The 23,225-nt window shown below is 73.1% G+C and carries 18 protein-coding genes; 8 read left to right on the top strand and 10 right to left on the bottom strand.

Annotation, left to right across the window (positions count from 1 at the left end; all coding sequences use genetic code 11):
* Both VFG42_RS03075 and VFG42_RS03070 read right to left on the bottom strand, forming a co-directional pair.
* Positions 1-606 carry a dihydrofolate reductase family protein gene (locus VFG42_RS03075; RefSeq protein ID WP_324905132.1) on the bottom strand — a complete coding sequence of 202 codons (606 nt, stop codon included), beginning with the start codon at positions 604-606 and terminating at the stop codon, positions 1-3.
* A gap of 53 nt (positions 607-659) precedes the next feature.
* The gene (locus tag VFG42_RS03070) at positions 660-1,877 is read right to left on the bottom strand and encodes an acyl-CoA dehydrogenase family protein (RefSeq protein WP_324905130.1); all 1,218 of its coding nucleotides are present in this window, start codon (positions 1,875-1,877) and stop codon (positions 660-662) included.
* A gap of 225 nt (positions 1,878-2,102) precedes the next feature.
* On the opposite strand from VFG42_RS03070, the gene VFG42_RS03065 reads away from it, so the two are divergent.
* The gene (locus VFG42_RS03065) at positions 2,103-5,816 is read left to right on the top strand and encodes a PAS domain-containing protein (RefSeq protein ID WP_324905128.1); all 3,714 of its coding nucleotides are present in this window, start codon (positions 2,103-2,105) and stop codon (positions 5,814-5,816) included.
* Between the two features lie 32 nt (positions 5,817-5,848).
* On the opposite strand, the gene VFG42_RS03060 is transcribed toward VFG42_RS03065, so the two are convergent.
* From VFG42_RS03060 to VFG42_RS03050, 3 genes are read right to left on the bottom strand one after another with little or no spacing between them, the layout of a single operon-like run.
* On the bottom strand, positions 5,849-6,253 hold the full coding sequence (locus tag VFG42_RS03060) for a PIN domain-containing protein (RefSeq protein ID WP_324905332.1): 405 nt from the start codon (positions 6,251-6,253) through the stop codon (positions 5,849-5,851).
* Positions 6,250-6,489, bottom strand: coding sequence for an AbrB/MazE/SpoVT family DNA-binding domain-containing protein (locus tag VFG42_RS03055; RefSeq protein WP_324905126.1), 240 nt, complete (start codon positions 6,487-6,489; stop codon positions 6,250-6,252). Before VFG42_RS03055 ends, VFG42_RS03060 begins: the two co-directional genes overlap by 4 nt.
* Before the next feature lie 31 nt (positions 6,490-6,520).
* A complete protein-coding gene (locus tag VFG42_RS03050) occupies positions 6,521-6,892 on the bottom strand; it encodes a hypothetical protein (protein ID WP_324905124.1) in 372 nt (123 codons plus the stop codon).
* Positions 6,893-6,917: 25 nt separating this feature from the next.
* On the opposite strand from VFG42_RS03050, the gene VFG42_RS03045 reads away from it, so the two are divergent.
* A complete protein-coding gene (locus VFG42_RS03045; RefSeq protein ID WP_324905123.1) occupies positions 6,918-8,360 on the top strand; it encodes an acyl-CoA synthetase in 1,443 nt (480 codons plus the stop codon).
* 3 nt (positions 8,361-8,363) lie between these two features.
* On the opposite strand, the gene VFG42_RS03040 is transcribed toward VFG42_RS03045, so the two are convergent.
* Complete coding sequence (locus tag VFG42_RS03040; protein WP_324905121.1) at positions 8,364-10,157, bottom strand: glycoside hydrolase family 2 protein; 1,794 nt, start codon at positions 10,155-10,157, stop codon at positions 8,364-8,366.
* Between the two features lie 71 nt (positions 10,158-10,228).
* Here VFG42_RS03040 and VFG42_RS03035 point away from each other — a divergent pair, with 71 nt between their 5' ends.
* Positions 10,229-11,365 (top strand): VLRF1 family aeRF1-type release factor, encoded by a 1,137-nt coding sequence (locus VFG42_RS03035; protein WP_324905119.1) that lies wholly within the window; start codon positions 10,229-10,231, stop codon positions 11,363-11,365.
* Positions 11,366-11,377: 12 nt separating this feature from the next.
* Here the strand turns inward: VFG42_RS03035 and VFG42_RS03030 are convergent, their stop codons facing one another.
* Positions 11,378-12,766: an aspartate aminotransferase family protein gene (locus tag VFG42_RS03030; protein ID WP_324905117.1), complete on the bottom strand. Its 1,389-nt coding sequence runs from the start codon at positions 12,764-12,766 to the stop codon at positions 11,378-11,380.
* 103 nt (positions 12,767-12,869) lie between these two features.
* Here VFG42_RS03030 and VFG42_RS03025 point away from each other — a divergent pair, with 103 nt between their 5' ends.
* Genes VFG42_RS03025 through VFG42_RS03015 form a run of 3 tightly spaced genes read left to right on the top strand, consistent with a single transcriptional unit; the run spans position 12,870 to position 15,747 of the window.
* Positions 12,870-14,237, top strand: a complete 1,368-nt coding sequence (locus tag VFG42_RS03025) for a glutamine synthetase family protein (protein ID WP_349260374.1) — start codon at positions 12,870-12,872, stop codon at positions 14,235-14,237.
* Position 14,238: 1 nt separating this feature from the next.
* Complete coding sequence (locus VFG42_RS03020) at positions 14,239-14,979, top strand: FadR/GntR family transcriptional regulator (protein ID WP_324905113.1); 741 nt, start codon at positions 14,239-14,241, stop codon at positions 14,977-14,979.
* Between the two features lie 15 nt (positions 14,980-14,994).
* Positions 14,995-15,747 carry a class I SAM-dependent methyltransferase gene (locus tag VFG42_RS03015; protein ID WP_324905111.1) on the top strand — a complete coding sequence of 251 codons (753 nt, stop codon included), beginning with the start codon at positions 14,995-14,997 and terminating at the stop codon, positions 15,745-15,747.
* On the opposite strand, the gene VFG42_RS03010 is transcribed toward VFG42_RS03015, so the two are convergent.
* Positions 15,744-16,136 (bottom strand): DUF2237 domain-containing protein, encoded by a 393-nt coding sequence (locus VFG42_RS03010; RefSeq protein ID WP_324905109.1) that lies wholly within the window; start codon positions 16,134-16,136, stop codon positions 15,744-15,746. The two genes, VFG42_RS03015 and VFG42_RS03010, sit on opposite strands and share 4 nt — an antisense overlap.
* Positions 16,137-16,342: 206 nt before the next feature.
* On the opposite strand from VFG42_RS03010, the gene VFG42_RS03005 reads away from it, so the two are divergent.
* Positions 16,343-18,823 (top strand): hypothetical protein, encoded by a 2,481-nt coding sequence (locus tag VFG42_RS03005; RefSeq protein WP_324905107.1) that lies wholly within the window; start codon positions 16,343-16,345, stop codon positions 18,821-18,823.
* A 24-nt stretch (positions 18,824-18,847) separates the two neighbouring features.
* On the opposite strand, the gene VFG42_RS03000 is transcribed toward VFG42_RS03005, so the two are convergent.
* Together VFG42_RS03000 and VFG42_RS02995 are read right to left on the bottom strand one after the other, a co-directional pair.
* Positions 18,848-19,600, bottom strand: coding sequence for a class I SAM-dependent methyltransferase (locus VFG42_RS03000; protein WP_324905105.1), 753 nt, complete (start codon positions 19,598-19,600; stop codon positions 18,848-18,850).
* Between the two features lie 34 nt (positions 19,601-19,634).
* Positions 19,635-21,437, bottom strand: coding sequence for a potassium/proton antiporter (locus VFG42_RS02995; protein ID WP_324905103.1), 1,803 nt, complete (start codon positions 21,435-21,437; stop codon positions 19,635-19,637).
* Between the two features lie 165 nt (positions 21,438-21,602).
* Here VFG42_RS02995 and VFG42_RS02990 point away from each other — a divergent pair, with 165 nt between their 5' ends.
* Entirely contained in the window at positions 21,603-23,225 is a 1,623-nt protein-coding gene (locus tag VFG42_RS02990) for an amino acid permease (protein ID WP_324905101.1), read from the top strand.

Here is a 23,225-nt window from a genome sequence, read left to right as displayed (position 1 = left end):
CTACACGCGGCGGTAGCGGACGTGCGTCGCGCCCGGCGACGTGGTCGCCTCGACGACCTCCATCCGCGGATCGCCCACGTCCACGAACAACCGCTCGCCGGCGCCGAGCACGACCGGCACCACGTGCAGGGTCAGCTCGTCGAGCACGCCGGCCGCCAGCGCCTGGTTGATCGTCGAGGCGCCACCGGCGATCGAGACGTTCCTGTCCGGCCCGGCCGCCTCCCGCGCACGGGCGAGCGCCGCGTCGAAGCCGTCCGTGACGAACGAGAACGTCGTCCCGCCCTCCATCACGACGTCCTCGCGGGGATGGTGCGTCAGGACGAACACCGGCGCGTGGTACGGCGGCTCCGGCCCCCACCACCCGCGCCAGTCCCCGGACCACTCGCCGCGGATCGGGCCGAACATGTTGCGGCCCATCACGTAGGCGCCGTTGCCCTCCAGGATCGCCTTCGCGGCCTCCTCGTCGACCGGATGGTGCTCACGGCCGGGCAGGTGCCACTCGTGCAGGCGCGGCCCGCCGAGGCCCAGCGGGTGCTCTTCGCTCTGGTCGGGGCCGGCGACGAACCCGTCGATCGACACCGCGACATGACCTGTGACCTTGCTCATGTGAGGGGGTCGGAGCGCGGGCGCCCGGTTCGACATCCGGGCGCCCGACTCGCTCAGATCTTGTGGCGCTGGAGCAGCTTCTTGCCGATGACCATGCGCTGGATCTCCGAGGTGCCCTCGCCGATCAGCAGCAGCGGCGCGTCGCGGTAGATCCGCTCGATCTCGTACTCCTTGGAGTAGCCGTAGCCGCCGTGGATGCGCAGGCACTCCTCGGCGCAGAAGCGCGCGGCCTCGCTCGCGAACAGCTTCGCCATGCCCGCCTCCATGTCGGAGCGCAGGCCCGCGTCCTTCATCATCGCCGCGCGGCGGGTCAGCAGGCGGGCGGCGTCCAGCTGCGTCGCCATGTCGGCGAGCTTGAACTGGATGGCCTGGTGCTGGGCGATCGGCTTGCCGAACGTCTTGCGCTCCTGGCTGTACTTCAGCGCCAGCTCCAGCGCGCGCTGGGCGAGGCCGACGCCGCGGGCGGCGACGTTGGCGCGGCCGACCTCCAGCGCGTCCATCATCTGCGCGAACCCGGCGTTCAGGCCGGCGTCCTCGCCGCCGAGGATCTGGCCGGCCGGGCACGTGTACCCGTCGTAGACCAACTCGGTGGACTCGACGCCCTTGTACCCCATCTTCTTGATCTTCGGGGGCACGGTCAGGCCGGCGTAGGCGCCGGTGTTCTCGCTGACGCCCGGCTCCTTCTCGGTGATGAAGCAGGTGAAGCCCTTGTGGCGGGGCTCGGCGTCGGGGTCGGTCTTGACCAGCAGGAAGACCAAGGACGACATCAAGCCGTTGGTCACCCACATCTTCTGGCCGTTGATCTCGTACGAGCCGTCGTCGATCTTCTTGGCCGTCGTCTTGATCGCCTGGACGTCGGAGCCCAGCTCGGGCTCGCTCAGCGAGAACGCGGCGCGGATCTCGCCGGTGGCCATCCGCGGCAGGTACTTCTGCTTCTGCTCGTCGTTGCCGTACTTCAGCAACAGGTACGAGCCGATGAAGTGCGTGTTGATCACGCCGGAGATGGAGATCCAGCCGCGCGACAGCTCCTCGACGACCATGACGTAGGTCGTCAGGTCGAGGCCGAGGCCGCCGTACTCCTCCGGGATCGTGATGCCGAAGAGGCCGAGCTCCTTGAGCTGCTCGACGATCGGCTCGGGGTATTCGTCCTTGCCGTCGTAGTGCTCGGCGTTCGGGATGATCTGCTCGTCGACGAACTGGCGGACCATCTCGATGATGGCCTTCTGCTCGTCGGTCGTGTCCGCGTAGACACTGGTGGTCTCAACAGCCATGTCGCTGCTCCAAGGGATCCGTCTGGTCAGGTCGGGGGCGGAACGTTACCTGTCGGGCACCGAACGTTCGTCCGCGCCACGCCCCTTCGATCCGACACACCGGCTTCCGGGGTCGATGAGTCGTGGGAGTTGACCGACGGATCGCCCCCGAATCCCAGTCAAGGCGCCGCCCAGCGCCTCGGACCTCTCGCCGACGCCCTGCAGGAAGCGACGCTTCCCGCCTGCGTGCGCGACGCGGCCGGCCGCTACGTGGCCGTCAACCCGACGTTCGCGGACCTCGTCGGCCTGGAGGCCTCGCGCCTGGTCGGCAAGACCGACAACGCGCTGCAGCCCGCCGACGTCGCCCATCGCGTCGCCGAGCTGGACGCCCTGGTCCTGGAGGCCCACGGCCACCTCGACGCCCGCGAGACCGTCCTGGCCCGCGACGGCCGCCGCACGATGCGCGCCTGCCGTTTCCCCGTCTACGACGACGGCGAGCCGTGGGCGATCTGCGTCGTCATGGCGCCCGGCGACGAGCGCGAGGCCGGCCGCCAGCAGCGCGAGAAGCTGCAGGCGTCGGTCGGGCAGGTCGCGACCGCGGGCCTGACCGCGCCGTCGGAGGAGCTGCTGGCCGAGCGCCAGGCGCGCGAGGCCGCCGACGCCGAGGCGTTCGCCGCCCGCGAGGCGCTGGCCGTCGAGCGCGAGGCGCGCCTGGAGGCGGAGATCGCCCAGCGCACCGCCGCCGAGCAGCTGGAGCGCGCCGGCGAGGAGCTGGAGCGCCTGCGCGACGAGGCGGCGCGCGCCGCCGACGAGCGCGAGGACGCCGCCGCGCGCGTCGAGGAGCTGAGCGCGCGGCTGGCCTCGGTCCACGACCACTCCGCGTCGCTGGACGCCGAGCTGGAGGAGGCGCGGCGCCGCGCCGCCGAGGCCGAGGCGCGGCTGTCGGACGCCAACGGGCGCTTCGAGACCGTCGCGATCGAGCTGGCCGACGCCCAGGACCGCGCCGGGATGCTGTCCGGCGAGCTGGAGGCCGCGCGCTCCGGCGACGCCGAGCTGCAGCGCCAGGTCGCCGACCTCGGCGGCCGCTGCGAGGTCCTCCAGAACGAGCTGGCCGCCGCCGCGGCGCGCCGCGACGAGCTGGACGCCGAGCTGGCCGGGATCCGCGAGGGCGAGGCGCGGCTCTCCGAGCTGGTCGCCACGCGCGACGCGCTGGCCGCCGAGCTGGACGAGGTCAAGGCCTCGCGCAAGGAGCTGAAGGCGCGCGCCAAGGAGGCCGAGGCCGAGCTGGAGCGCCTGCGCGGCGAGGACGCCGCGTCGCCCGAGGAGCTGGCCGCCGCGGTCGCCGCGCGCGAGGGCTTCGCCGAGGAGCTGGCGCGAACCCACCGCGAGAACGACGACCTGAAGCGGCTGCTCGACGAGACGATCGCCTCGCGCGCCGACCTCGACGCCGAGCTGGCCGCGCTGCGCGACCGCTTCGACGTCGCGTCGCGCGAGCTGGAGCAGGAGCGCGGCCGGGCCGAGTGGCTCGGCGGCGAGCTGACCGCCGCGCAGGACGCCGCGCGCGGGGCGACCGACGCGGCGGCCGCCGCCGACGCGCGTCGCGAGGACCTGGAGCGCGCGCTGCACGGCGCGCACGAGCGCACCGAGCAGCTGCTGCGCGAGCTGGAGGAGGCCCGCTCCGGCGGCGCCGACGCCGAGCGCCTGGGCGCCGCGCTGGAGGCCGAGCGCGAGTCGCGCGCGGCCGCCGAGGCCGCCGTCGCGGATGCCCGCGAGCGGGCCGAGTCGCTGGCCCGCGAGCTGGGCGTCGCGCAGGACGCGCTGGCCGCCGCCGACGCGCGGCTGGCCGCCGAGCACGAGCGCGTCGCCGCGCTGGCCGAGGAGGCCGACCGCCGCGTCGCCGCCGAGCGCGAGCGCGCCGCCGCGCTGGAGGAGGAGGCGCTGGGCGCCGCCGCCGGCGGCGAGGCCGCGGTCGCCGAGCTGGCCGCCGAGCGCGAGGCGCGCCGGACCGCCGAGCTGGAGCGCGACCGCGTCCGCGACGCCCACGCCCGCACCCGCGAGGCGCTGGACCACCACCGCGCCGTGGCCGAGGAGGCCGCGGCCCGGCTGGCCGAGCTGGAAGCCGCGCGGGCCGAGGCCGACGCGCGCCTGACCGCCGCCGAGGCCGCCCGCGAGGAGCTGCTGGCGCGGGCGCAGGCCGCCGAGTCGCGGACCGGCGACGCCGGCGAGGCGCTGCGCGCCGCCGAAGCCGCGCGCGACGAGGCGCTGGCGCGGGTCGAGACGCTCACCGCCGAGGTCGAGGCCGGCCGCCACGCCCTGGAGCAGGCCGAGCAGCGCCGCGGCGCCGCCGAGCAGACGCGCACGCAGGCGATCGAGGCGCTGGCCGCCGCCGAGGCCGCGCGCGACGAGCTGGCCGCGCGGGTCGCCGAGGTCGAGGGATCGGTCGCTGCCGACCGCGACGACCTCGCGGCGCGCCTCGCCGAGGCCCAGGAGCGCGCCGAGCGCGCCGAGGAGGCCGACGCCGCCCGCGAGCAGGCCGAGGCCGCGCTGTGGCAGGCCCACGCCGACCGCGACGCGCTCGCCGATCGCCTGTCGGCGGCCGAGACGCAGCTCGCGCGCCTGGAGGCGCTGGAGGCCGCGGTCGAGGACGCCGAGGCGCGCTTCGCCGCCGCCGAGGTGCAGGCCCGCGAGGCCGTCGCCGCGCAGGCGCGGGCCGCCGAGGCGCTCGGCAGCTCCGACGCGCAGGTCGCCCACGCGCTGGGCCAGGCGCAGGCCGCCGAGGCCGCGCGCCTGGCGGCGGCCGAGGACCTCGGCGCCGCGCAGGCCGTCGCCGCGCAGGCGCAGGCCGCGGCCGAGGAGGCGCACCGCCGCGCCGAGGACGCGCTGCTGCGCGCCGCCGACGCCGAGCGCGAGCGCGACGCCGCGCTGGCCGAGGCGTCCCGCGTCCGCTCGGCCGCCGACGAGGCGACCGCGGGCGCCGGCGACGAGCTGGACCAGGCGGTGGCGCGCGCCGACGCCGCCGACCACGCGGCCGCCGAGGCGCACCGCCGCGCCGAGGTCGCCGAGCTGCGCGCCGACGACGCCGAGCACCGCCTGGCCGAGGCGCAGGACGCCCGCGACGAGGCGCGCTCCGCCCTGGCCCGCGCCGAGGCGCAGGTCGACGACGAGGTCAGCACGCTGCGTCGCGACCTCGACCTCGCGCTCGCCGCCCGCGACGAGCTGCAGGCCAAGCTCGACGCCGAGCGCGAGGCCCGCGAGCTGGCCGAGCGCCGCCTGGCCGACGTCCCGCCGGCGCAGGTCGTCGCGCAGGTCCCGGCGATCATGACCTCGCCCTACGCCAACGGCCGGCCCGCGCTGCCGCCGCTGGAGGTCGCCGCCGCCCAGGCCAAGGCCTTCGCCTACGCGGCGCCCGCCGAGCCCGACGGCCCGCCGCCGGGCTTCACGCCCGCCGCGCTGGACGAGCTGGACCGCACGCTGGCCAAGGCGTCCTCCCCACGCGCCGCGGGCCGCGCCGCGCTGCAGGCGCTGGCGACCGCGACCGGCTGGAAGGGCGGCGCGCTGTGGGTCGACGAGTCCGGCATCGGGACGTTCTCCTGCGCCGAGACCTGGAGCGCCTACATGAGCGGGCTGGAGGCCTGGGAGACCATGGCCTGGCGCGCGCATCTGGAGGACGGCCTGGTGCCCGCCGCGGCGGGCTCCGGCGAGGCCCACTGGGCCGACACCGAGGAGATGCTCGCCTGCCCGCGCTCCCGCTCCGCCGGCTGGGCCGAGCTGGGCACGCTGGCCACCGTCCCGGTCGTCCACCCCGACGGCCGCACGCTCGCGGTGCTCGAGCTGGTCCGCGAGGCCCGCGACCCCGCCGACCCGGAGCTGCTGGCGACGCTCACCGGCGTCGCCGTCCGCCTCGCCGAGCGCCTCGGGGCGATCGAGGTCGAGCTGGCCTCGGCGGCGGGACGCTTCTAGTGTCGTGATTCATTAATGAATCACGACACCAGCTACAGCGCGTGGTACGTCACGCCGAGCCGCGCGTAGGTGTCGCGCGCGCGTTGGTCGAGCGTGACGAGCGTGAGCCCGTGCGCGTGGGCCTCCAGCGCGACGAGGCCGTCGTAGCTCGCGCCGCCCTGGACGCCCGCGGTGGCGAGCGTCGACAGGATCTTGCGCCGGTACGGCGCGGGGAGCTGGAGCGGCGCGCGGTCGAAGCGCGCCTCCAGCGTGCGGGCGGCGTCGGCCGCCGGAACCGCCAGGCCGCCGGGCAGCCGCGTCAGCACGGAGTAGGCCTCCAACATGACGTGCGCGGGCAGGACCCGGACGTTCGCCAGGACCTCGGCCACCACCTCGTGGCGCTCGTGCCACGACGCCAACGCGGCGACGACCGCGCTGGTGTCGGCGGTCGCCTTCAGCGCCGTCCCGCCTCGGTGAGCTCGCGCACCTGCTCGGCGGTCAGCGACGCGTCGCCGGGCGCGGTGAACCGCGGGCCGTGAGGCCCGTCCTCGACGACGACCCGCGACGGGACGACGACCTCCAGCCGTCCGTCGACCGCCGACAGCTCCAGCTCCGTGCCGGGCGTGAAGCCGAGCTGCTCGCGCAGCGGCTTGGGCACCACCAGCCGCCCGGCACTGTCGATGGAAGCCTTCATGCCATCAAAATACCATTCCTCCTGCCATCGATCACGTCGCCAGCGACAGCCCGAGGCCGACGATGACCAGCGAGAGCAGGAAGACGAGGCCTTCGAGGGCGTGGGCCTGCGGGCGCTTGGTGTGCAGCAGGATCAGGCCGATCGTGATGACGACGAGCGTCAGCTTGACGTGGAGGGTCGCGGAGGACCAGAGGTGGTCGTCGGAGGCCATCGCCGAGCCGGTGACGACGAGGACGGCGAGGGCGACGAGCGAGCCCTGGCCGAAGCGGCGGGCGATGTCCCGGATCGGCTCACGGTCCTCGGCGCCGCGCAGCGCGGGCACGACGGCGGCCACCAGGAAGATCTGGCCGCCGACGAAGAAGGCCATCGCGATGAGGTGCAGGTACAGGTAGACGTCGTGCATCGCCGATGAAGCATGATGCGTGGCGATGAACTTCGCCGTGGAGGTCGTGGAGCGCGCCGATCCGAACGCGCTCGCGCTGGTCGAGCTGGCGCGGGACGGCGCGCGGCGCGAGCACCGGTTCGGCGCGGTCGCGCGGGCCGTCCGGACGATGGCCGCGCACCTGCACGAGCGCGGCGTGCGGCGAGGCGACGTGGTGCTGACGCTGGTCGGCAACCAACCCGATTGGGTCGTCGCGATGTGCGCGTGCTTCCGCCAGGGCTACGTCGTCCTGCCGTGCACCGAGCAGCTGCGGGCCAAGGACCTCATGTTGCGCCTGGAGGTCACCCGGCCGCGCGCGGTCGTCGCCGACGGGCGCAACGAGGAGGTCCTGCGCGAGGCGGGCTGGGACGGGCCGACGATCTGGGCGCCGGGCGTCATGGACTGGCCGGACGCCACCGCGCACGCCGTCCCCGAGCCGGCCGCGCTGGAGCCGCTGGACCCCTGCCTGATCACCTTCACCTCGGGAACGGCGGGCGAGCCGAAGGCCGTCCTGCACGGGCAGCGTTACCTGGACGGCCAGCGCCTCCAGGCCGAGCACTGGCTGAGCGCGCGCCCCGGCGACCTCGTGTGGTGCACGGCCGCGTCGGGCTGGTCGAAGTCGGCGCGCAACGTGTTCATCGCGCCGTGGCTGCGGGGCGCCGCGTCGCTGCTGCACGACGCGCGCTTCGACCCCGCCGAGCGCCTGGAGATCCTGGAGCGCGAGGACGTCACCGTGCTCTGCATGGCGCCGACCGAGTACCGCGTGATCGCCAAGCGCGTCGCGTTGAAGGCCTTCCCGCAGCTGCGCGCGCTGGTCGCCGCCGGCGAGGCGCTCAACCCGGAGGTGTTGGACGTCTGGCGCGCGGCGACCGGCCTGGAGATCCGCGACGGCTACGGCCAGACCGAGACCGGCCAGATGACCGGCAACCTCGACGGCGCGCCCGCGCGGCCCGGCTCGATGGGCCGCGCGCTGCCCGGCGTGAGGCTGTGGATCGAGGACGGCGAGCTGGTCGCCGACCCGGAGACCGTGCCCACGTTCTTCCTGCGCTACCTCGGCGACGAGCCGCCGACCGGCATCTGGCGCACCGGCGACCGCGTGATCCAGGACGACGACGGCTACCTGTTCTTCGAGGGCCGCACCGACGACGTCATCATCTCGGCCGGCTACCGCATCGGCCCCTTCGAGGTCGAGTCCGCCCTGGTCGCCCACCCCGCCGTCGCCGAGGCCGCCGTCGTCGCCGCGCCCGACGACGAGCGCGGCTCGATCGTCCGCGCGATCGTCGTCCTGCGCGACGGCCACACCCCGTCCGACGCGCTGGCCCGCGCGCTCCAAGACCATGTGAAGGACTTGACCGCGCCCTACAAGTACCCACGCGTCGTCGAGTTCGCCGACGACCTGCCCAAGACGACCTCGGGCAAGATCCGCCGCGCGCTGCTGCGCGGCGAGTGACGCTCAGCGCGACAGCGCGCGCACGACGGCGGCCGCCGGCTTGGGGTCGCCGTCGTAGGTGAACAGGCCCTTCTGGTTGAGGCCGGGCACGAGCCGCAGCGAGGGCAGTCGGTGGCGGACCGAGCCGCCGCCGAAGGTCGGCGTCAGCGCGAAGTCCTGCAGCGCCCAGACCAACCACCCTGACAACCGGGGGTCGGCGCGCAGGACGCGGATCTGGTCGCCGATCAGGCGGGCCTGGTAGTCCTCGGAGCCGGGGGCGCCGGATGGGTTGGACCGATTGGCCTCGGCCCCGAACTCGGTGACGACCAGAACGCGGTCGCGGAAGATCGCGTGGGCGACGGCTAGACGGCGGCGGAGGTTGGCGATGACGTCGCCTCGAGGCTCCCCCGGGCGCTCGTACCAGCCCTCGTACATCGTCACGCCGAAGACGTCGATGTCCTCGTACATGGGCCCGCGATCGTTCGCGGGGAGGCCGCGGCCCCAGACGTCGAGCGCGACGGGGCGACCGGGATCGAGTTGGTGCACAAGTCGCGCGGCGGCCCGCGTGTAGGCGGCCTGCCCGCCGTCGTGGCCCTGGTGGGCGGCCTCGTTGGCGAGGTTCCAGGCCAGGATCGACGGGTGCGTGCGTTCCTGCTCGACGGCGATCCGGTCGCGACGCAGCGCCGCTCGCCGCAGCGCGGGCGTCGTCGACGTCCAGTTGCCCGGCCCCTCCATCGGGCCGATCTCCTGCCACACCAGGATGCCCGCGGCGTCCAACCGCTCCAACAACGCCGGCGACAGCGGATGCTGCGCGCGCGTCGCGTTGGCGCCGATCGCCTTCAGCCGCGAAACCAACCGGTCCATGTCGCTCGGCCGCAGCGCGGTGCCGCGCCCCGGCGCGTCCTCCTGCAGCGACGCCCCGTGCAGCGTCAGCGCGCGCCCGTTGACCCGCAGCTTCCCACCGTCCCAGCGCAGCTCGCGCAGCCCGACGCGCTCGGTCCACCCGGACCCGCCCGCTTCGACATGAAGCACGTGCAGCGCCGGGTGGCCGGGCGACCACAACGCCGGATGCGCGATCCGCAGCCGCGCCCGCGCGACGCCGTCGGGCCCGACCGCGCCGAACGAGAGCGGCGTGCCGCCGAGGCTGCCGGCCACGCGCGTCGCGCGGCCCCCGCGCACGCGCGCCGCCACGTCCACCACCGCCGTGTCGCCGCGCTCCAGCCGCGTCACGATCGACGGCGCCTCGACCTCCACCCCGCCCACGCGCCGGATCGTCACCTCGCGGTCGATCCCGCCGAAGTTGAACCACGCGCGATGCCACCCGGTCGCCTTCATCGCGTCCGGGTCGCGCCAGTCGGCCCGCACCTCGACCCGGTGGTGCCCGCGCGCCAGCCGCACGCGCGCCTCGAACGGCAGCGCGTCGCCGACGTGCCGCGCGACGACGCGCCCGTCCACCCACACCGTCGCGCGGTGGTTGACGCTCTCGAAGCGCAAGGCGTACACCCCGCCCCGCACGCCGACGACCGTGCGGTACCAGGCGACCGCGCCCGCGTAGGACGACAACGTGAGCGACCGCGCGTTGGGTGAGTACGGGAGATGCGCTCGGCGGCCGGGACCGCCGCGTCGCGACGACACCACCCAGGCGCCGTCCAGCGCCCGCCGCCCGTCCGGCCCGCCGAACGCGACCGGCGGATGCGCCGGGTCGACGCGCGGCGAGGCCGCCGCCGGGACGTCGGGCCGGGCCCGAGCGCCGGCCGCCAACCCCGCGGCCAGCGCGACGAGCGCAAGGGCGACCAGGCCCGACAACCATCGCGTCATGTCCTCCGAACGACCCCGGGCCGCTGAAGGTTGCGCACCGCTTTCCGGGTGACCGTACGCTGACACCCACTATGGCCACGCTCTCGTCGCTGCACGACCTGGCCGCAACGGCCACGCCCGGGCCCACGGTCTCGATCTTCCTCGACACCGATCCCCGCGATCCCGCCAACACCGCGCAGACGCCCGCCTGGCTGACCGCCGCGCGCAACGGCCTGCGGGACGTCACCGACCAGCTGGAGGCCGGCGACGACCGCGACGCCCGCCTGCGCTGGCGCGATCTGCGCGTGGAGATCGAGAGCGAGCTGGAGGCGATCGCCCCCGCCGAGCGCGGCCGCGCGCTGGTCCGGATCGTCGCCCTCGACGGCTCGCTCGACCACCGCGACGTCCTCCAGGTCCGCCTGCGCGGGACGACCGTGGCGCTCGCCGACCGCCCGATCGTCGCGCCGCTGGCCGAGGCGCTGGACCACTCGCGCCCGATCGGCGTCGTGCTCGTCTCCGGCGAGCGCGTGCGGCTCGTGCACTGGGCCCACGGCGTGATCGACGAGGCCGGCGAGGAGGCCTTCGACCTCGACGACGAGCACTGGCGCCCCTACCGCGGACCTTCGCGCGGCACCCGCGACGCCGGCGGCGCCACGCACGCCGAGCACCTGGAGGCCCGCGTCGAGGAGCACCGCGACCGCTTCCTGGCGGCCGCCGCGCGCGCCACCGCCGAGCGCCTGGAAGAGCGCCGCTGGGAGCGCGTCGTGATCGCCGGCGAGGGCCCGATCGTCGCCCGCTTCCGCCACGTGCTGCCCGACGCCGTCGCCGAGCGCGTGGTCGCTGAGCTGCCGATCAACGCCGTCGACGCGCCCGAGGGCGAGATCGCCGCCCGCCTGGAGCCCGCCGTCGAGGAGCTGCACCGCCGCGACGCGATCGCCGCCGCCGACCGGCTCAACGGCGCCGACCGCGCCGCCGTCGGCCCGGCCGCCGTGCTCGCGGCGCTCGCCCAGCGCCAGGTCGAGCACCTGCTGATCGACCCCTACCACCGACCCGCCGACGGCCCGCTGCCCGACGTCGCGCGCGATCTGATCGACGGCTCCGGCGTCCCGCTGCCCGAGCGCGCGATCGAGGAGGCCGTCGCCGCCGACGCGCGCGTCACGACGCTCGACCTGACGGCGTCGGCCGCCCTGGAGGCGGCCGACGGGATGCTTGCTGCGTTGCGCTGGTAGCGCGGAGGCCTTCTAGGCCGTCAGATCGGCCGCCATCTCGTCGAACACCGCGACGTACTGGTCGACGGACTCGTCGGTGTGCGTCACCGACAGCGTCCACTCCTCCTCGCGGCCCGGCGTCATGAAGATGCCGCGGTTCATGTTGTACAACCACGCCAGCTCGGCGATCGCGGCGTCCTGCTGGGCCTTGAACGTCTCGTAGTCGATGACCTTGGTCGTCGCGAACGTGACGCAGCCCTTGGAGCCGATGCCGACGGCGTAGCCGGGCAGGTTGTACTTCTCGATCACGCCCTCGCAGCCGGCGAGCAGGCGGTCGTTGAGGTGGTCGAGGTGCGCGTAGGCCGCCGGCGTCATGACGTCCAGCAGGTTCGCGCGCGCCGCGGCCATGCCGAGCGGGTTGCCGTTGTAGGTGCCCACCTGGTAGACGGTGCCGTCCTCGACGACCTTGGCCAGCTCCTCGCTCATGCCGATCGAGCCCGACGGCAGGCCGCCGCCCAGCGCCTTGGCCAACGTCACCATGTCGGGCAGCACGCCGTACTTCTCGGTGGCGCCGCCGGCGGCGACGGTCAGGCCGGTCTTGACCTCGTCGAAGATCAGGACGATGCCGTGCTTGGCGGTGATCTCGCGGACGGCCTGCAGGTAGCCCTCCTCCGGGAGGACGACGCCGAGGTTCATCATCGCCGCCTCCATGATCACGCAGGCGGGCTTGCGGCCCTCCTTGTCCAGCTCCACGATGCGGCGCTCCATCGAGTCCGCGTCGTTGAAGTGGACGGCGAAGACGTGGTCGACGGTCGACTGCGGGATGCCGCCGCCGTAGGCCAGCGACACCGGGTGGTCGTGATCGCCGATCTTGTCGTACTCGACGCCGATGGACACCATGACGGTGTCGTGGTGGCCGTGGTAGCTGCCGAAGATCTTCAGCACGTCGTCGCGGCCGGTGGCGGCGCGGGCGATGCGGATGGCGTCCATCGTCGACTCCGAGCCGGAGTTCGTGTAGCGCCACTTCGGCAGGCCCCAGCGACGGGCCAGCTCGTCGCCGACGACGATCGCGTCCTCGGTCGGCGCGGCGAAGTGCGTGCCCAGGTCGTAGCGGTCCTTGATGGCCTGGCCGATCGCCGGGTGCGCGTGGCCCTGGACCATCGAGCCGAAGCCGTTGTGGAAGTCCCACATCTCGTTGCCGTCGACGTCCCAGACCTTGGGGCCGTCGCCGCGCTCGAGGTAGATCGGCCAGGGCTCGCGGACCTGGTACGACGACGCGACGCCGGAGGCCAGGTGCTCGTTCGCGCGGGCGAACGTCTCGCCGCTGCCCTTCGTCGCCTCGTTCAGGCGCTCGGTCTCGCGCTCGGTGAGCTCGGCGATCCGGGTGCGGTCGATCGTGATGGGGTCAGCGTTTGCAGCCATGGTGCCTCCGATGGTAGGGCCGGGCGGGCCGCCTGTCTGGAGTTCCTTGGTAGCAGCGGACGCCGGCTCGTACAACGGCTCCGGCCGCCGATCGCGGTTTGCGATGAATGGTGCGCTGCGTATACCTTCGCCGTTCATGACCCTTGACGAGCTGCGTACCGAGGTTGAGGCGGGACGGATCGACACGGTGCTGCTGTGTCTGACCGACATGCAGGGACGGCTTCAGGGCAAGCGCATGCATGCCCGGTTCTTCGTCGACGAGGTCGCGGCGCACGGCGCCGAGGCCTGCAACTACCTGCTGGCCGTCGACGTTGAGATGAACACGGTCGACGGCTACGAGATGTCGTCGTGGGCCCAGGGCTACGGCGACTTCGTGATGGCGCCGGACCTCTCGACGCTGATGGTCGTGCCGTGGCTGGAGGCGACCGCGCTGTGCCTCGTCGACCTGCGCTGGGAGGACGGCGGCGACGTCGTCGCCTCGCCGCGCCAGATCCTGCGCGCGCAGCTCGACCGCCTGGCCGAGCGCGGGTGGACGGCCAACGCCGGGTCCGAGCTGGAGTTCATCGTCTTCGAGAACTCCTACGAGGACGCGTGGGACCGCCGCTACACCGGGCTGACCCCGGCCAACCGCTACAACGTGGACTACTCGATGCTCGGGACCGCGCGCGTCGAGCCACTGATCCGGGCGATCCGCAACGCGATGGCCGGCGCGGGCATGCGGGTCGAGGACTCCAAGGGCGAGTGCAACCTCGGCCAGCACGAGATCAACTTCCGCTACGCCGACGCCCTGACGACCTGCGACCGCCACGTGGTGTTCAAGAACGGGGCCAAGGAGATCGCGGCCCAGCACGGCTCGTCGATCACGTTCATGGCCAAGTGGGACGAGCGGGAGGGCAACTCGTGCCACCTGCACCTCTCGCTGGCCGAGGCCGAGGGCGGCGCCAACGTCTTCGCGACCGACGACGCGCTGTTCTCCTCGTTCCTGGCGGGCGCGATCGCGGGCCTGCGCGAGCTGACGCTGCTGCTCGCGCCCAACGTCAACTCCTACAAGCGCTTCGCGGCGGGGTCGTTCGCGCCGACCGCGGTGGCGTGGGGCAACGACAACCGCACGTGCGCGTTCCGCGTGGTCGGCCACGGGCCGGGCAGGCGCTTCGAGTGCCGCCTCCCGGGCGGCGACGTCAACCCGTACCTGGCGGTCGCGGGCCTGGTCGCGGCGGGCCTGCACGGCGTCGAGCAGGGCCTGGAGCTGCCGGAGCCGTGCACGGGCAACGCGTACGCCGCCGAGGACGTCGAGCACGTCCCGACGACGCTGCGCGAGGCCCGCGACCTGTTCGCGGCAAGCGAGATCGCGCGTACCGCTTTCGGCGAGGAGGTCGTTCGGCACTACGTCAACATGGCCGACGTCGAGCTGGCCGCATACGATGCGGCCGTCACCGATTGGGAACGCGTGCGCGGTTTCGAGCGCCTGTGAGATGAGCCTTTCGACGCCCCCCGACCTGCCGTCCTTCGAGACCGTCTTCGCGCCGGTGCGCTCCCAGACGGCGTTCGAGGAGACGCTGGAGCGGCTCGGGACGGCGATCAAGTTGGGGCTCTTGGCGCCGGGCGCGCGGCTGCCGGCCGAGCGCGAGCTGTGCACGCGGCTGGAGATCTCGCGGTCGACGCTGCGCCAGGCGCTGACCGCGCTGGCGCAGTCCGGCCACCTGCACGCCGTCCGCGGCCGCGGCGGCGGGACGTTCGTGGCCGAGCGCCCGCCGCCCGCCGACCCGCCGACCCGCAGCGTGCTGGAGTCCTGGCAGGGCGCCTGCGACGTCCGGCTCGCCGTCGAGCTGGGCGTCGCCGCGCTGGCCGCCGGGCGGGCGACCGAGGACGAGCTGCAGCCCCTCGACGAGCTCGTCACCGCGATGGACGACATGGCCGACGACTTCGCCGGCTACCGCCAGGCCGACGTGCGCTTCCACATCGCGCTGGCCGAGGCGACGCACTCGCCGCGCCTGGTCGCGCTGTCGACCGAGGCCCAGGGCCAGATGACCGACCTCATCTCCTACATCGCGCACCCGCCGGAGATCCTGGAGCACTCCAACGCCCAGCACGCCCAGCTGCTGAAGCGGATCCGGGCCCACGACGCCGACGGCGCGGTGCGGACCATGGCCGAGCACCTGCGCGGCACCGAGCTGGTCCTGGCGGGCCTGCTGCCGGGCGCGAGCGGCGAGTAGCGAGACGCCGCCGCGATGGCCGCCGACCCGCAGGAGATGCTCGACGCCTTCTTCGGCGACTTCTACCTGCGGGTGTACGGCAGCCGCCAGGCGGGCGACGAGGCGCGCGACCAGGCGTCGGCCGCCGCGCGCCTGGCCGGCTGCCCGGAGGGCGGCGCGCTGCTGGACGTCGCCTGCGGCTTCGGGCGCCACGCGGTGCCGCTGGCCGCCGCGGGCTTCCGCGTGACCGGCGTCGACCGCTCGGCGACGCTGCTCGACGAGGCGCGGCGCCGCGCCGGCGACGCCTCCCCCACGTTCGTCGCCGCCGACTACCGCGAGCTGCCGTTCGCCGACGCGTCCTTCGACGCCGCGATCAACCTGTACACCTCGATCGGCTTCCTCGGCGACGAGGAGGACACCAAGGTCCTGGCCGAGGTCGCGCGCGTCCTGCGGCCCGGCGGCCGGCTGGTCGTCGAGTCGATGCACCGCGACCTGATGATCCGCATCTTCCAGGAGCGCGGCTGGCGGCTGTTGGGCGCGGGCCGCCTGCTGCTGGAGCAGCGCGCGTTCGACCCCGTGACCGGCGTCGTGCAGGAGACCCAGACGCTGATCGGCTCCGACGGCGCCCGCGAGTCGCAGGCGTTCTCCACCCGCGTCTACACGGCCACCGAGTTGATGGCCATGCTCCGCGCCGCGGGCTTCGACAAGGTCACCGCCTACGGCGACCTCGACGGCGCGCCGTTCGACGTCGGCACGCGCCTGGTGCTCGTCGCGCGGACGCCCGTCTAGACGAGCCCGCCGGGATCGGCCGGCACGTCGACCGCGTGCTCGCGCAGCGCCTCCAGCGGCACGAGCTCCAGCGCGCGCTCGTGGGTGGAGGCCAGCACGACGTAGGCCGCCGCGCCGTCCTCGTAGGCCCGCAGCCAGTTGACCGCGGTGACGCACCAGCGGTCGCCCGGGATCAGCCCGGGGAAGCGGTACTGCGGCATCGGCGTGACGAGGTCGTTGCCGATCGAGCGCTGATGGTCGAGGAAGTCCGCCGTGACGACCGCGCAGATCGTGTGGCTGCCCAGGTCCTCGGGGCCCGTGTTGCAGCAGCCGTCCCGGTAGAAGCCGGTCAGCGGGTCGGTCCCGCACGGCTCCAGCGGGCCGCCCAGCACGTTGCGCTCCGAGGTCACGCCAGGGAAGTATGACCGGCCTGAAGCGACGCAGGTGGGAGCGTGCCAAGCACGTTCTCGTCGGTCGCGGTCGTACACCAGTCCACCGACCACGTGCAACGTGACCCACGCACGCTCAGGCGAGATGGGGGCAGAGGCTGAGTGGACAACCGTCCTATGGATTTGCCTCGGCGCCACGAGCACGATGCCGCGGCCATTCGCGCCGAGTGGTGACGATCACCGAACCGAGGAGTCCCGTGGCCGCAGCAGCAACCGCCAACCGCATGCCGTACGTTCAGCGTCTCGCGCGATTGGGACTCGGCTTCTTGACGACGTTGGCGATGGCGCTTGCCTTCAGCGTGCCGGCCCACGCGCTGACGCAGTTCGACGGGATCGCCGATCAGCACCTCGGAGATGTCGGCGGACCTTGGGCGCATGCGGTGGCCAACAACGCGAACACCGGCGAGACGCTGACCAGCCTGTTCGAGAACACCTGGGTCGCGAGCGGCAGGGTCAAGTACGCGCGGATGATCACCCACTGGAACGCCGCCTCCATCGGGGGCGCCTGCCTCGACAACGCCAAGCGCTTTTACAAGTACGCGGTCGATCACGGCATCACCCCGGTCATCTCGGTCTGGTCCAACTGGTCGCCGGGTTGTGGCGACCCGGCGGTCACCGGTGCGCTCCCGGCCACCCCGGGCGATTACTCCGTCGCGCTGTCGAGCCTCATCGACGCCTTGGCCGGCGCCGCGGGCGGCACGGCGCCCACGGTCATCGAGGCGTGGAACGAGCCTAACCTCAAGACCGACTTGACCGCGGCGCTCGCCGCTCAGTTCTGGGTGAAAGCCAACGTGCTCTGCCACGGGTCGTGCACGACGCTCGCCGGGGACTTCACCGACCGACGCAACAGCGGCACCTCGTGCGCGTCCTCGAACTTCACCAGCGTCAAGAACTACGAGCAGGACTACCTCGCCTACTTCACCACGCACGGCATCGCCGCGCCAACGCAGTGGGGCTTCCACCCCTACAACGCCGGCCTGTGCCTGACCAACTCGACGGTGACCGACCTCAACAGCGTCGTCTCCGGCATCCCGGGATACGGGCTCTGGTACACCGAGACCGGGGCCTACACCTGCCAGGACAGCAGTGGGACCTACCGCACGGAGGCGCAGCAAAGCGCCATCGCCGCGCACCTCAACGACCTGCTCGCTCCGGCGTACCACGTCGCCCATGCCTTCTACTACGGCATGGCGTCCGGCGCCACGGGGCCGATCAACACGCCCGTGGGCACCTGCGGAACCCATGCCCAGGGCTACACCCAGGACAGCACGCTGTACTCCGGTGACCCCAACGACGGGCAGTATCACGCCCGCCTCGCTGCCCGAACGATCTACGGGCCCAGCGCGCTCGCGGCGTCCACCGGCGAGACCACGGGCATTGACACGAGGTCGGCCACCGTGCACGGCACGGTCACGCCCGGCGGGATCACGGACGCCTCCTACCACTTCGACTACGGGCTGACGAACGCTTATGGCGGCTCGACGCCGTCGGTGCCGGTGGGTCCCGGGCTCTCCGCGAAGGCCGGCAGCGCCGGGCTCAGCGGACTGAGCTCCGACGTCACCTACCACTACCGGATCGTCGCGACCAACGCCGACGGCGCGACGGAGGCCGGCACCGACCACACCTTCCGCACCAAGGCCGCCAGTAGACCTAGTGTGGCGTTGGTGGGGACCACCGGTCAGGACGTGTTCTTCACCGGGTCGAGCGGCCAGCTGGGCGATCTGACCTACGCCAACAGCGCCTGGAGCCTGACCGACGTCGGCGGCGCGATCATGACCGGACGCCCGAGCGTGATCACCGAAAGCGCAAGCATCCAAGACGTCTTCTTCACCGGCACCGACGGCGACATCCACCTCAAGCGCCGCAACGCCGGAACCTGGACCACCACCACCCTCGGCACCGTCGCCGGCATCACCGCCACCGGCAGCCCCGCCGCCATCAAGCTCAACAACGGCGCCATCGACGTCTTCTTCCGCGACGCCACCGGCCACCTCTTCGCCTGGTACGCCACCACCGGCACCGGACCCTGGACCCTGGTCCCCCTCGACAACACCGCCACCCAAGGCCTGACCGCCGGCGACCCGCTCCCACTCTACGACCCCAACACCGGCGAGCTCGACCTCTACTACGCCGCCACCGACGGCCACCTCTGGTCGCTCTGGTCGGCCAACGGCAGCACCCCCTTCACCCAAACCACCATCGGCGGCAACAACCTCACCGGCACCCCCACCGGCGTCGTCCACACCAACCGCTCCGAGAACGTCTGGTTCCGCACCACCACCGGCCAGCTCTGGGAGGCCTACCGCACCCCCAGCCTCACCTGGTCCATCAACCAATTCACCACCGCCCCCACCACCGCCGGCGACCCCACCAGCACCGCCAAGCCCAACGGCGACCAAGACATCTTCTACCGCGGCACCGACAACCTCATCAAACACCTCGCCTACAACGCAACCACCGGCACCTGGACCCCCACCAGCATGACCGGCGCCCAAGCCCAAGGCGACCCCACCGCCATCCTCCAATCCGACAACTCCATCGACATCTATTTCACCACCCCCAACGCCACCATCCAATCCTGGCAACAGAACAGCCCCACCGGCTACACCCTCGCCAACATCACCCCGATGATCTCGGCCGCCGTGTGAGCGCGGGCGGTCGTCGCCCGAGGATCAACGGGCGGGCAGCGCCAACACCGCGAAGTGCATGGTGATGAGCCGCTCGCCCAGCGGCGGCACCGCCGCGGCGCCCGCGCGCAGCGCCCACTTGGCCTCGCCCCGCACGCGCTGCCGGACGTCCTGGGCGCCGAACGTGTGGACGGCGCGCGGCAGCGGGTCCAGCAGCTCGGCGGCGACGCGCCCGCCCGCGCCGGCGATCAGCGCGCGGATCGCGCGCCGGTCGAAGCGGTGCAGGTGCCCGACGCCCTCCGACGCGGCCCGCGCCGCCGGGCGCCGCGCGCTGAGGTTGCGCTCCAACGGCACCTCGACGACCACGGCCCGCCCCACGCGCAGCAGCTCGCGCGTCAGCGGCGCGGGGTCGGGCACGTGCTCCAGCACGTGCGTGGCGAAGACCAGGTCATAGGCCTGGTCGGGCTCGGGCAGCGCCGCGCCGTCGAAGACCTGTGCGCGATCGACCTCCGGACGCTCGGCCGCCAGCCGCACGCCCGACGAGGAGATCTCGTAGCCGACCCGTCGCGCGCCGAAGCCGCGCCGGCCGAGCACGCCGAGCACCGCGCCGTCGCCGCAGCCGACCTCGCAGACCGCTCGCGGCGCCGCGAGCCCCGCGCGGCGCGCCAGCTCGATCACGTGGTCGGCCTTGCCCTCGGCGCCCAGCTCGCGCCAGCGACGGTGTTTCTCGCCGTCGACGCCGGGCGTGTAGCAGTCCTCGTAGAAGTCCTGGATCTGGTCGTCGGCAAGGCGGGCCATGGGCGCGCCCGATCCTGTCAGATGGCGCCGACCGTCAGGCTCGCGGCTGGGGCGGCTGGTCGGTGGCCACCGCGCCGAGCGCCGTCCGCAGCCACGCGCGCTCGGCCTCGTCGGCGACGCGCATGCGGCGCTCGATCCAGCCGGTGACCTGGCGGCGCGCGCCGACGACGACGATCTGCCCGCACAGCGCGTAGCGGCCGTCGGCGAGCACGACCAGCGAGCCGGGCTCGTCGCGGCGCAGGCGCAGCAGGTCGATGACCTCCTGGCCGGCGACCGCGCTGGGCCGCGTCGCGTCGCCGTCGGCCTCGGTCCACGGGCGCGCGCTGAAGATCGACGTCGCGCTGCGCACCGCGCGCTTGGGCCGCGGGCGCGGGCCGATCGGGCCGGTCCGCCACGACGAGGTCAGGGACACCAACTGCCGCGACGTCTCCTCGCGGTAGAGCACGTGCAGGCGGTCGCCGGCCTCCACGCGCGTCGAGCCGCGCGGCGGGATCGCCTGGCCCTCGCGCACGATCACGTTGATCGTGGCCTCGCGCGGCAGGCCGAGGTCGCGGACGGCCAGGCCGACGATCGCGTCGTCGGGCGCGACCGGGAACTCCAGCACCTCGGCGCCCAGCCGCCGGATCGTCCCCGACTCGGCCAGCGGCCGCGGCAGCGCGGGGTCGTCGGTCGTCACGCCCAGGCGCTTGGCCAGCGGCTCGAACGTCGTGCCCTGCAGGATCGTGGAGAGCAGCACCACGAAGAACACGATGTTGAAGAACTCCAGCGAGCGCGGGATGTGGTCCAGCACCGGGAACGTCGCCAGCACGACCGGGACCGCCCCGCGCAGGCCCGCCCAGCCGAGCACGACCTGCTCGCGCGGGCTGAACCCGAACGGCGTCGTGCACAGCACGGTCGCCACCGGCCGCGCGACGAACACGAGCACCAGCGCCAGCACCGTGCCCTCGAACCAGACGCCGCCGAGGTTCGACGGGAACAGCAGCAGGCCCAGGACCAGGAACATCGACAGCTGCGCCACCCAGGCCATGCCCTCGTGGAAGGCGGCGATCGTCTGCTTGGCCGGGATCGTCGCCGTCCCGAGCATCAACCCCACCAGGTACACCGCCAGGAAGCCCGAGCCGTGGGCGACGTCGGCGACGCCGTAGGCCAGCGCCACCGAGGCGAGCGTCGCGACCGGGTAGAGGCCGGCGGTCGCCAGCCGCGCCTCGCGTAGCGCGAACGTGAACACGTAGCCGACGGCGACGCCGACCACGGCGCCGATCGCCAGCTGCTGGGCGAACAGCCCGAGGAAGCTCAAGAAGCCGTAGTCGGGGTTCTGCAGGTGGTGGATGAACCCGAGCACGAGCAGGATCGCGACCGGGTCGTTGAGCCCGGACTCGCCCTCCAGCGTGCGCGCCAGCCGACGGCGCAGCGTCGAGCCGCGCAGCAGCGCGAAGATCGCCGCGCCGTCGGTGCCCGCCACGATCGCGCCGACCAGCAGGCCCTCGGTCGTCGAGAAGTCGAACAGCCACGCCGCGACCAGGCCGGTGACGACCGCGGTGATGACCGTGCCCGCTATGGCCAGCGCCAGCGACGGCCCGAGCACCGGCCGGATCTCCGGCAATCCCGCGGCCATGCCGCCCTCGAAGAGGATCAGCGTCAGCGCGACGATCCCGACCGTGCGCGCCGTGGCGTAGTCGTTGAAGTCGATCCAGCCGAAGCCGTCGCTGCCGACGGCCATCCCGACGCCGAGGAAGAACACGAGGCCGGGGACGCGGACGCGGCTGGCGACCAGCGAGGCCAGGAGGCCCGCGGACAGCAGCGCACCCACGATGAGGATGCGCTGGCCGTCGTGCATCACGACACCCTATGACACGCGCCCGCCGGCTCGATCGCGCGGCGGATCGATCCCCGGACCCATCGTGCCGATCCACACTTGACTTCCGTCGGACGGCAGGCGTAGATTCGCGCCGCCGTCTCTAAGGACGGTCGACCACACCTTTTCGGAGAGGGAACTGCACGCATGGCCAACGTGGACGCCGCCGCGACCGCCTCGAGCGACGAGCAGCGCCTGGCGGAGCTGGGGTACAAGCAGGAGCTGGATCGCACCTGGACCGGGTTCCAGAACTTCGCGATCTCGTTCACCATCATCTCGATCCTCGCCGGGTGCTTCACGACCTACGGCCAGGCATGGAACAACGGCGGGCCGATCGCGATCTCGTGGGGCTGGCCGCTGATCTCGATCCCGATCCTGATCATCGGCTTCTGCATGTCGGAGCTGGTGTCGGCCTACCCCACCGCGGGCGGCATCTACTGGTGGGCGGCGCGGCTGGGCGGCGCGGGCTGGGGCTGGTTCACCGGCTGGTTCAACCTGATCGGGTTGATCGCGGTCACCGCGTCGGTCGACTTCGGCGCGGCCACGTTCCTGAACACCGTCTTCGGGCTGTACCACTTCAACCTGTTCAACGGGGCCGGCAGCGCGAGCTCGTTCCAGCACGGGACGTTCTGGCTGTTCGTGGTGATCCTCGCGGTCCACTCGACGGTCAACATCCTCGGCAGCCACCTCGTGGCCATGTTCAACTCGATCTCGGTGTGGTGGCACGTCGTGGGCGTCGCGATCATCATCGGCGTCCTGGTCTTCGTGCCCGCGCACCACGCGTCGGCCGACTTCGTCTTCACCCACCGCATCAACAACTCGGGCTTCAGCCACGGGATGTACTGGTTCTACATCCTGCCGCTGGGCTTCCTGCTGACGCAGTACACGATCACGGGCTTCGACTCCTGCGCCCACATCTCCGAGGAGACGCACGGCGCCGCCGACGCGGCCGCCAAGGGCGTGTGGCGGTCGATCTTCTACAGCGCGCTGATCGGCTGGTTCCTGCTGCTGGCCTTCACGTTCGCGGCCGCCGACGAGCATGCGGTCACGGCGGCGGGCGGCAGCTCGATCGCGGTCTTCGAGTCGGCGATGTCGACGGCGTGGGTCAAGCTCATCCTGATCATCGCGACCGTCGGCCAGATCTTCTGCGGCAACGCGTGCCTGACCAGCTCGTCGCGCATGTGCTACGCCTTCTCGCGCGACGGCGCGATCCCGGGCTGGCGGATCTGGAGCAGGGTCAACGCCAAGCGCATGCCGGTCAACGCGGTGCTGTTCATGGCGGTGTGCGCGGCGATCCTGACGATCCCGGCCTACTTCCCCAACAGCCAGGGCATCCCGGTCGCGTTCTACGCCGTGGTCTCGATCGCGGTCATCGGCCTCTACATCGCCTACGTGATCCCGATCTACCTGCGCTGGCGGATGGGCGACGCGTTCGAGACCGGGCCCTGGACGCTCGGCCGCAAGTACAAGTGGATGAACCCGCTGGCGACCGTGTGGGTCGGGATCATCACGATCATCTTCATCCTGCCGACGACGCCCGCGGGCGTGCCGTTCCGCAGCGAGTTCGACTGGAGCGCGGTCAACTACGCGCCGCTGGTCACCGGCGGCCTGATCCTGGCCGTCGGCCTGTGGTGGCTGCTCGGCGCGCGCAAGACGTTCACCGGCCCGCGGCACACGATCGCGCAGCTCGACGCGGAGTTGGGCGAGGAGCACGGCGGCGGTGACCTCGACGGGCCGGGCGGCTCCACGACCGCCCCCGCCGGAGCCTGA

The organism is Baekduia sp., assembly GCF_035685985.1.
Lineage (GTDB): Bacteria > Actinomycetota > Thermoleophilia > Solirubrobacterales > Solirubrobacteraceae > Baekduia.
Note: the sequence above shows the minus strand (reverse complement) of the source record. Positions and strands in the feature narration are given on the sequence as shown.

What these genes read in the sequence shown, in the direction of transcription:
- VFG42_RS03075 (WP_324905132.1), bottom strand. Translation starts at nt 606, where the DNA reads ATGAGCAAGGTCACAGGTCATGTCGCGGTGTCGATCGACGGGTTCGTC.
- VFG42_RS03070 (WP_324905130.1), bottom strand. Translation starts at nt 1,877, where the DNA reads ATGGCTGTTGAGACCACCAGTGTCTACGCGGACACGACCGACGAGCAG.
- VFG42_RS03055 (WP_324905126.1), bottom strand. Translation starts at nt 6,489, where the DNA reads ATGAAGGCTTCCATCGACAGTGCCGGGCGGCTGGTGGTGCCCAAGCCG.
- VFG42_RS03050 (WP_324905124.1), bottom strand. Translation starts at nt 6,892, where the DNA reads ATGCACGACGTCTACCTGTACCTGCACCTCATCGCGATGGCCTTCTTC.
- VFG42_RS03045 (WP_324905123.1), top strand. Translation starts at nt 6,918, where the DNA reads ATGAACTTCGCCGTGGAGGTCGTGGAGCGCGCCGATCCGAACGCGCTC.
- VFG42_RS03040 (WP_324905121.1), bottom strand. Translation starts at nt 10,157, where the DNA reads ATGACGCGATGGTTGTCGGGCCTGGTCGCCCTTGCGCTCGTCGCGCTG.
- VFG42_RS03035 (WP_324905119.1), top strand. Translation starts at nt 10,229, where the DNA reads ATGGCCACGCTCTCGTCGCTGCACGACCTGGCCGCAACGGCCACGCCC.
- VFG42_RS03030 (WP_324905117.1), bottom strand. Translation starts at nt 12,766, where the DNA reads ATGGCTGCAAACGCTGACCCCATCACGATCGACCGCACCCGGATCGCC.
- VFG42_RS03025 (WP_349260374.1), top strand. Translation starts at nt 12,870, where the DNA reads ATGAATGGTGCGCTGCGTATACCTTCGCCGTTCATGACCCTTGACGAG.
- VFG42_RS03020 (WP_324905113.1), top strand. Translation starts at nt 14,239, where the DNA reads ATGAGCCTTTCGACGCCCCCCGACCTGCCGTCCTTCGAGACCGTCTTC.
- VFG42_RS03015 (WP_324905111.1), top strand. Translation starts at nt 14,995, where the DNA reads ATGGCCGCCGACCCGCAGGAGATGCTCGACGCCTTCTTCGGCGACTTC.
- VFG42_RS03000 (WP_324905105.1), bottom strand. Translation starts at nt 19,600, where the DNA reads ATGGCCCGCCTTGCCGACGACCAGATCCAGGACTTCTACGAGGACTGC.
- VFG42_RS02995 (WP_324905103.1), bottom strand. Translation starts at nt 21,437, where the DNA reads ATGCACGACGGCCAGCGCATCCTCATCGTGGGTGCGCTGCTGTCCGCG.
- VFG42_RS02990 (WP_324905101.1), top strand. Translation starts at nt 21,603, where the DNA reads ATGGCCAACGTGGACGCCGCCGCGACCGCCTCGAGCGACGAGCAGCGC.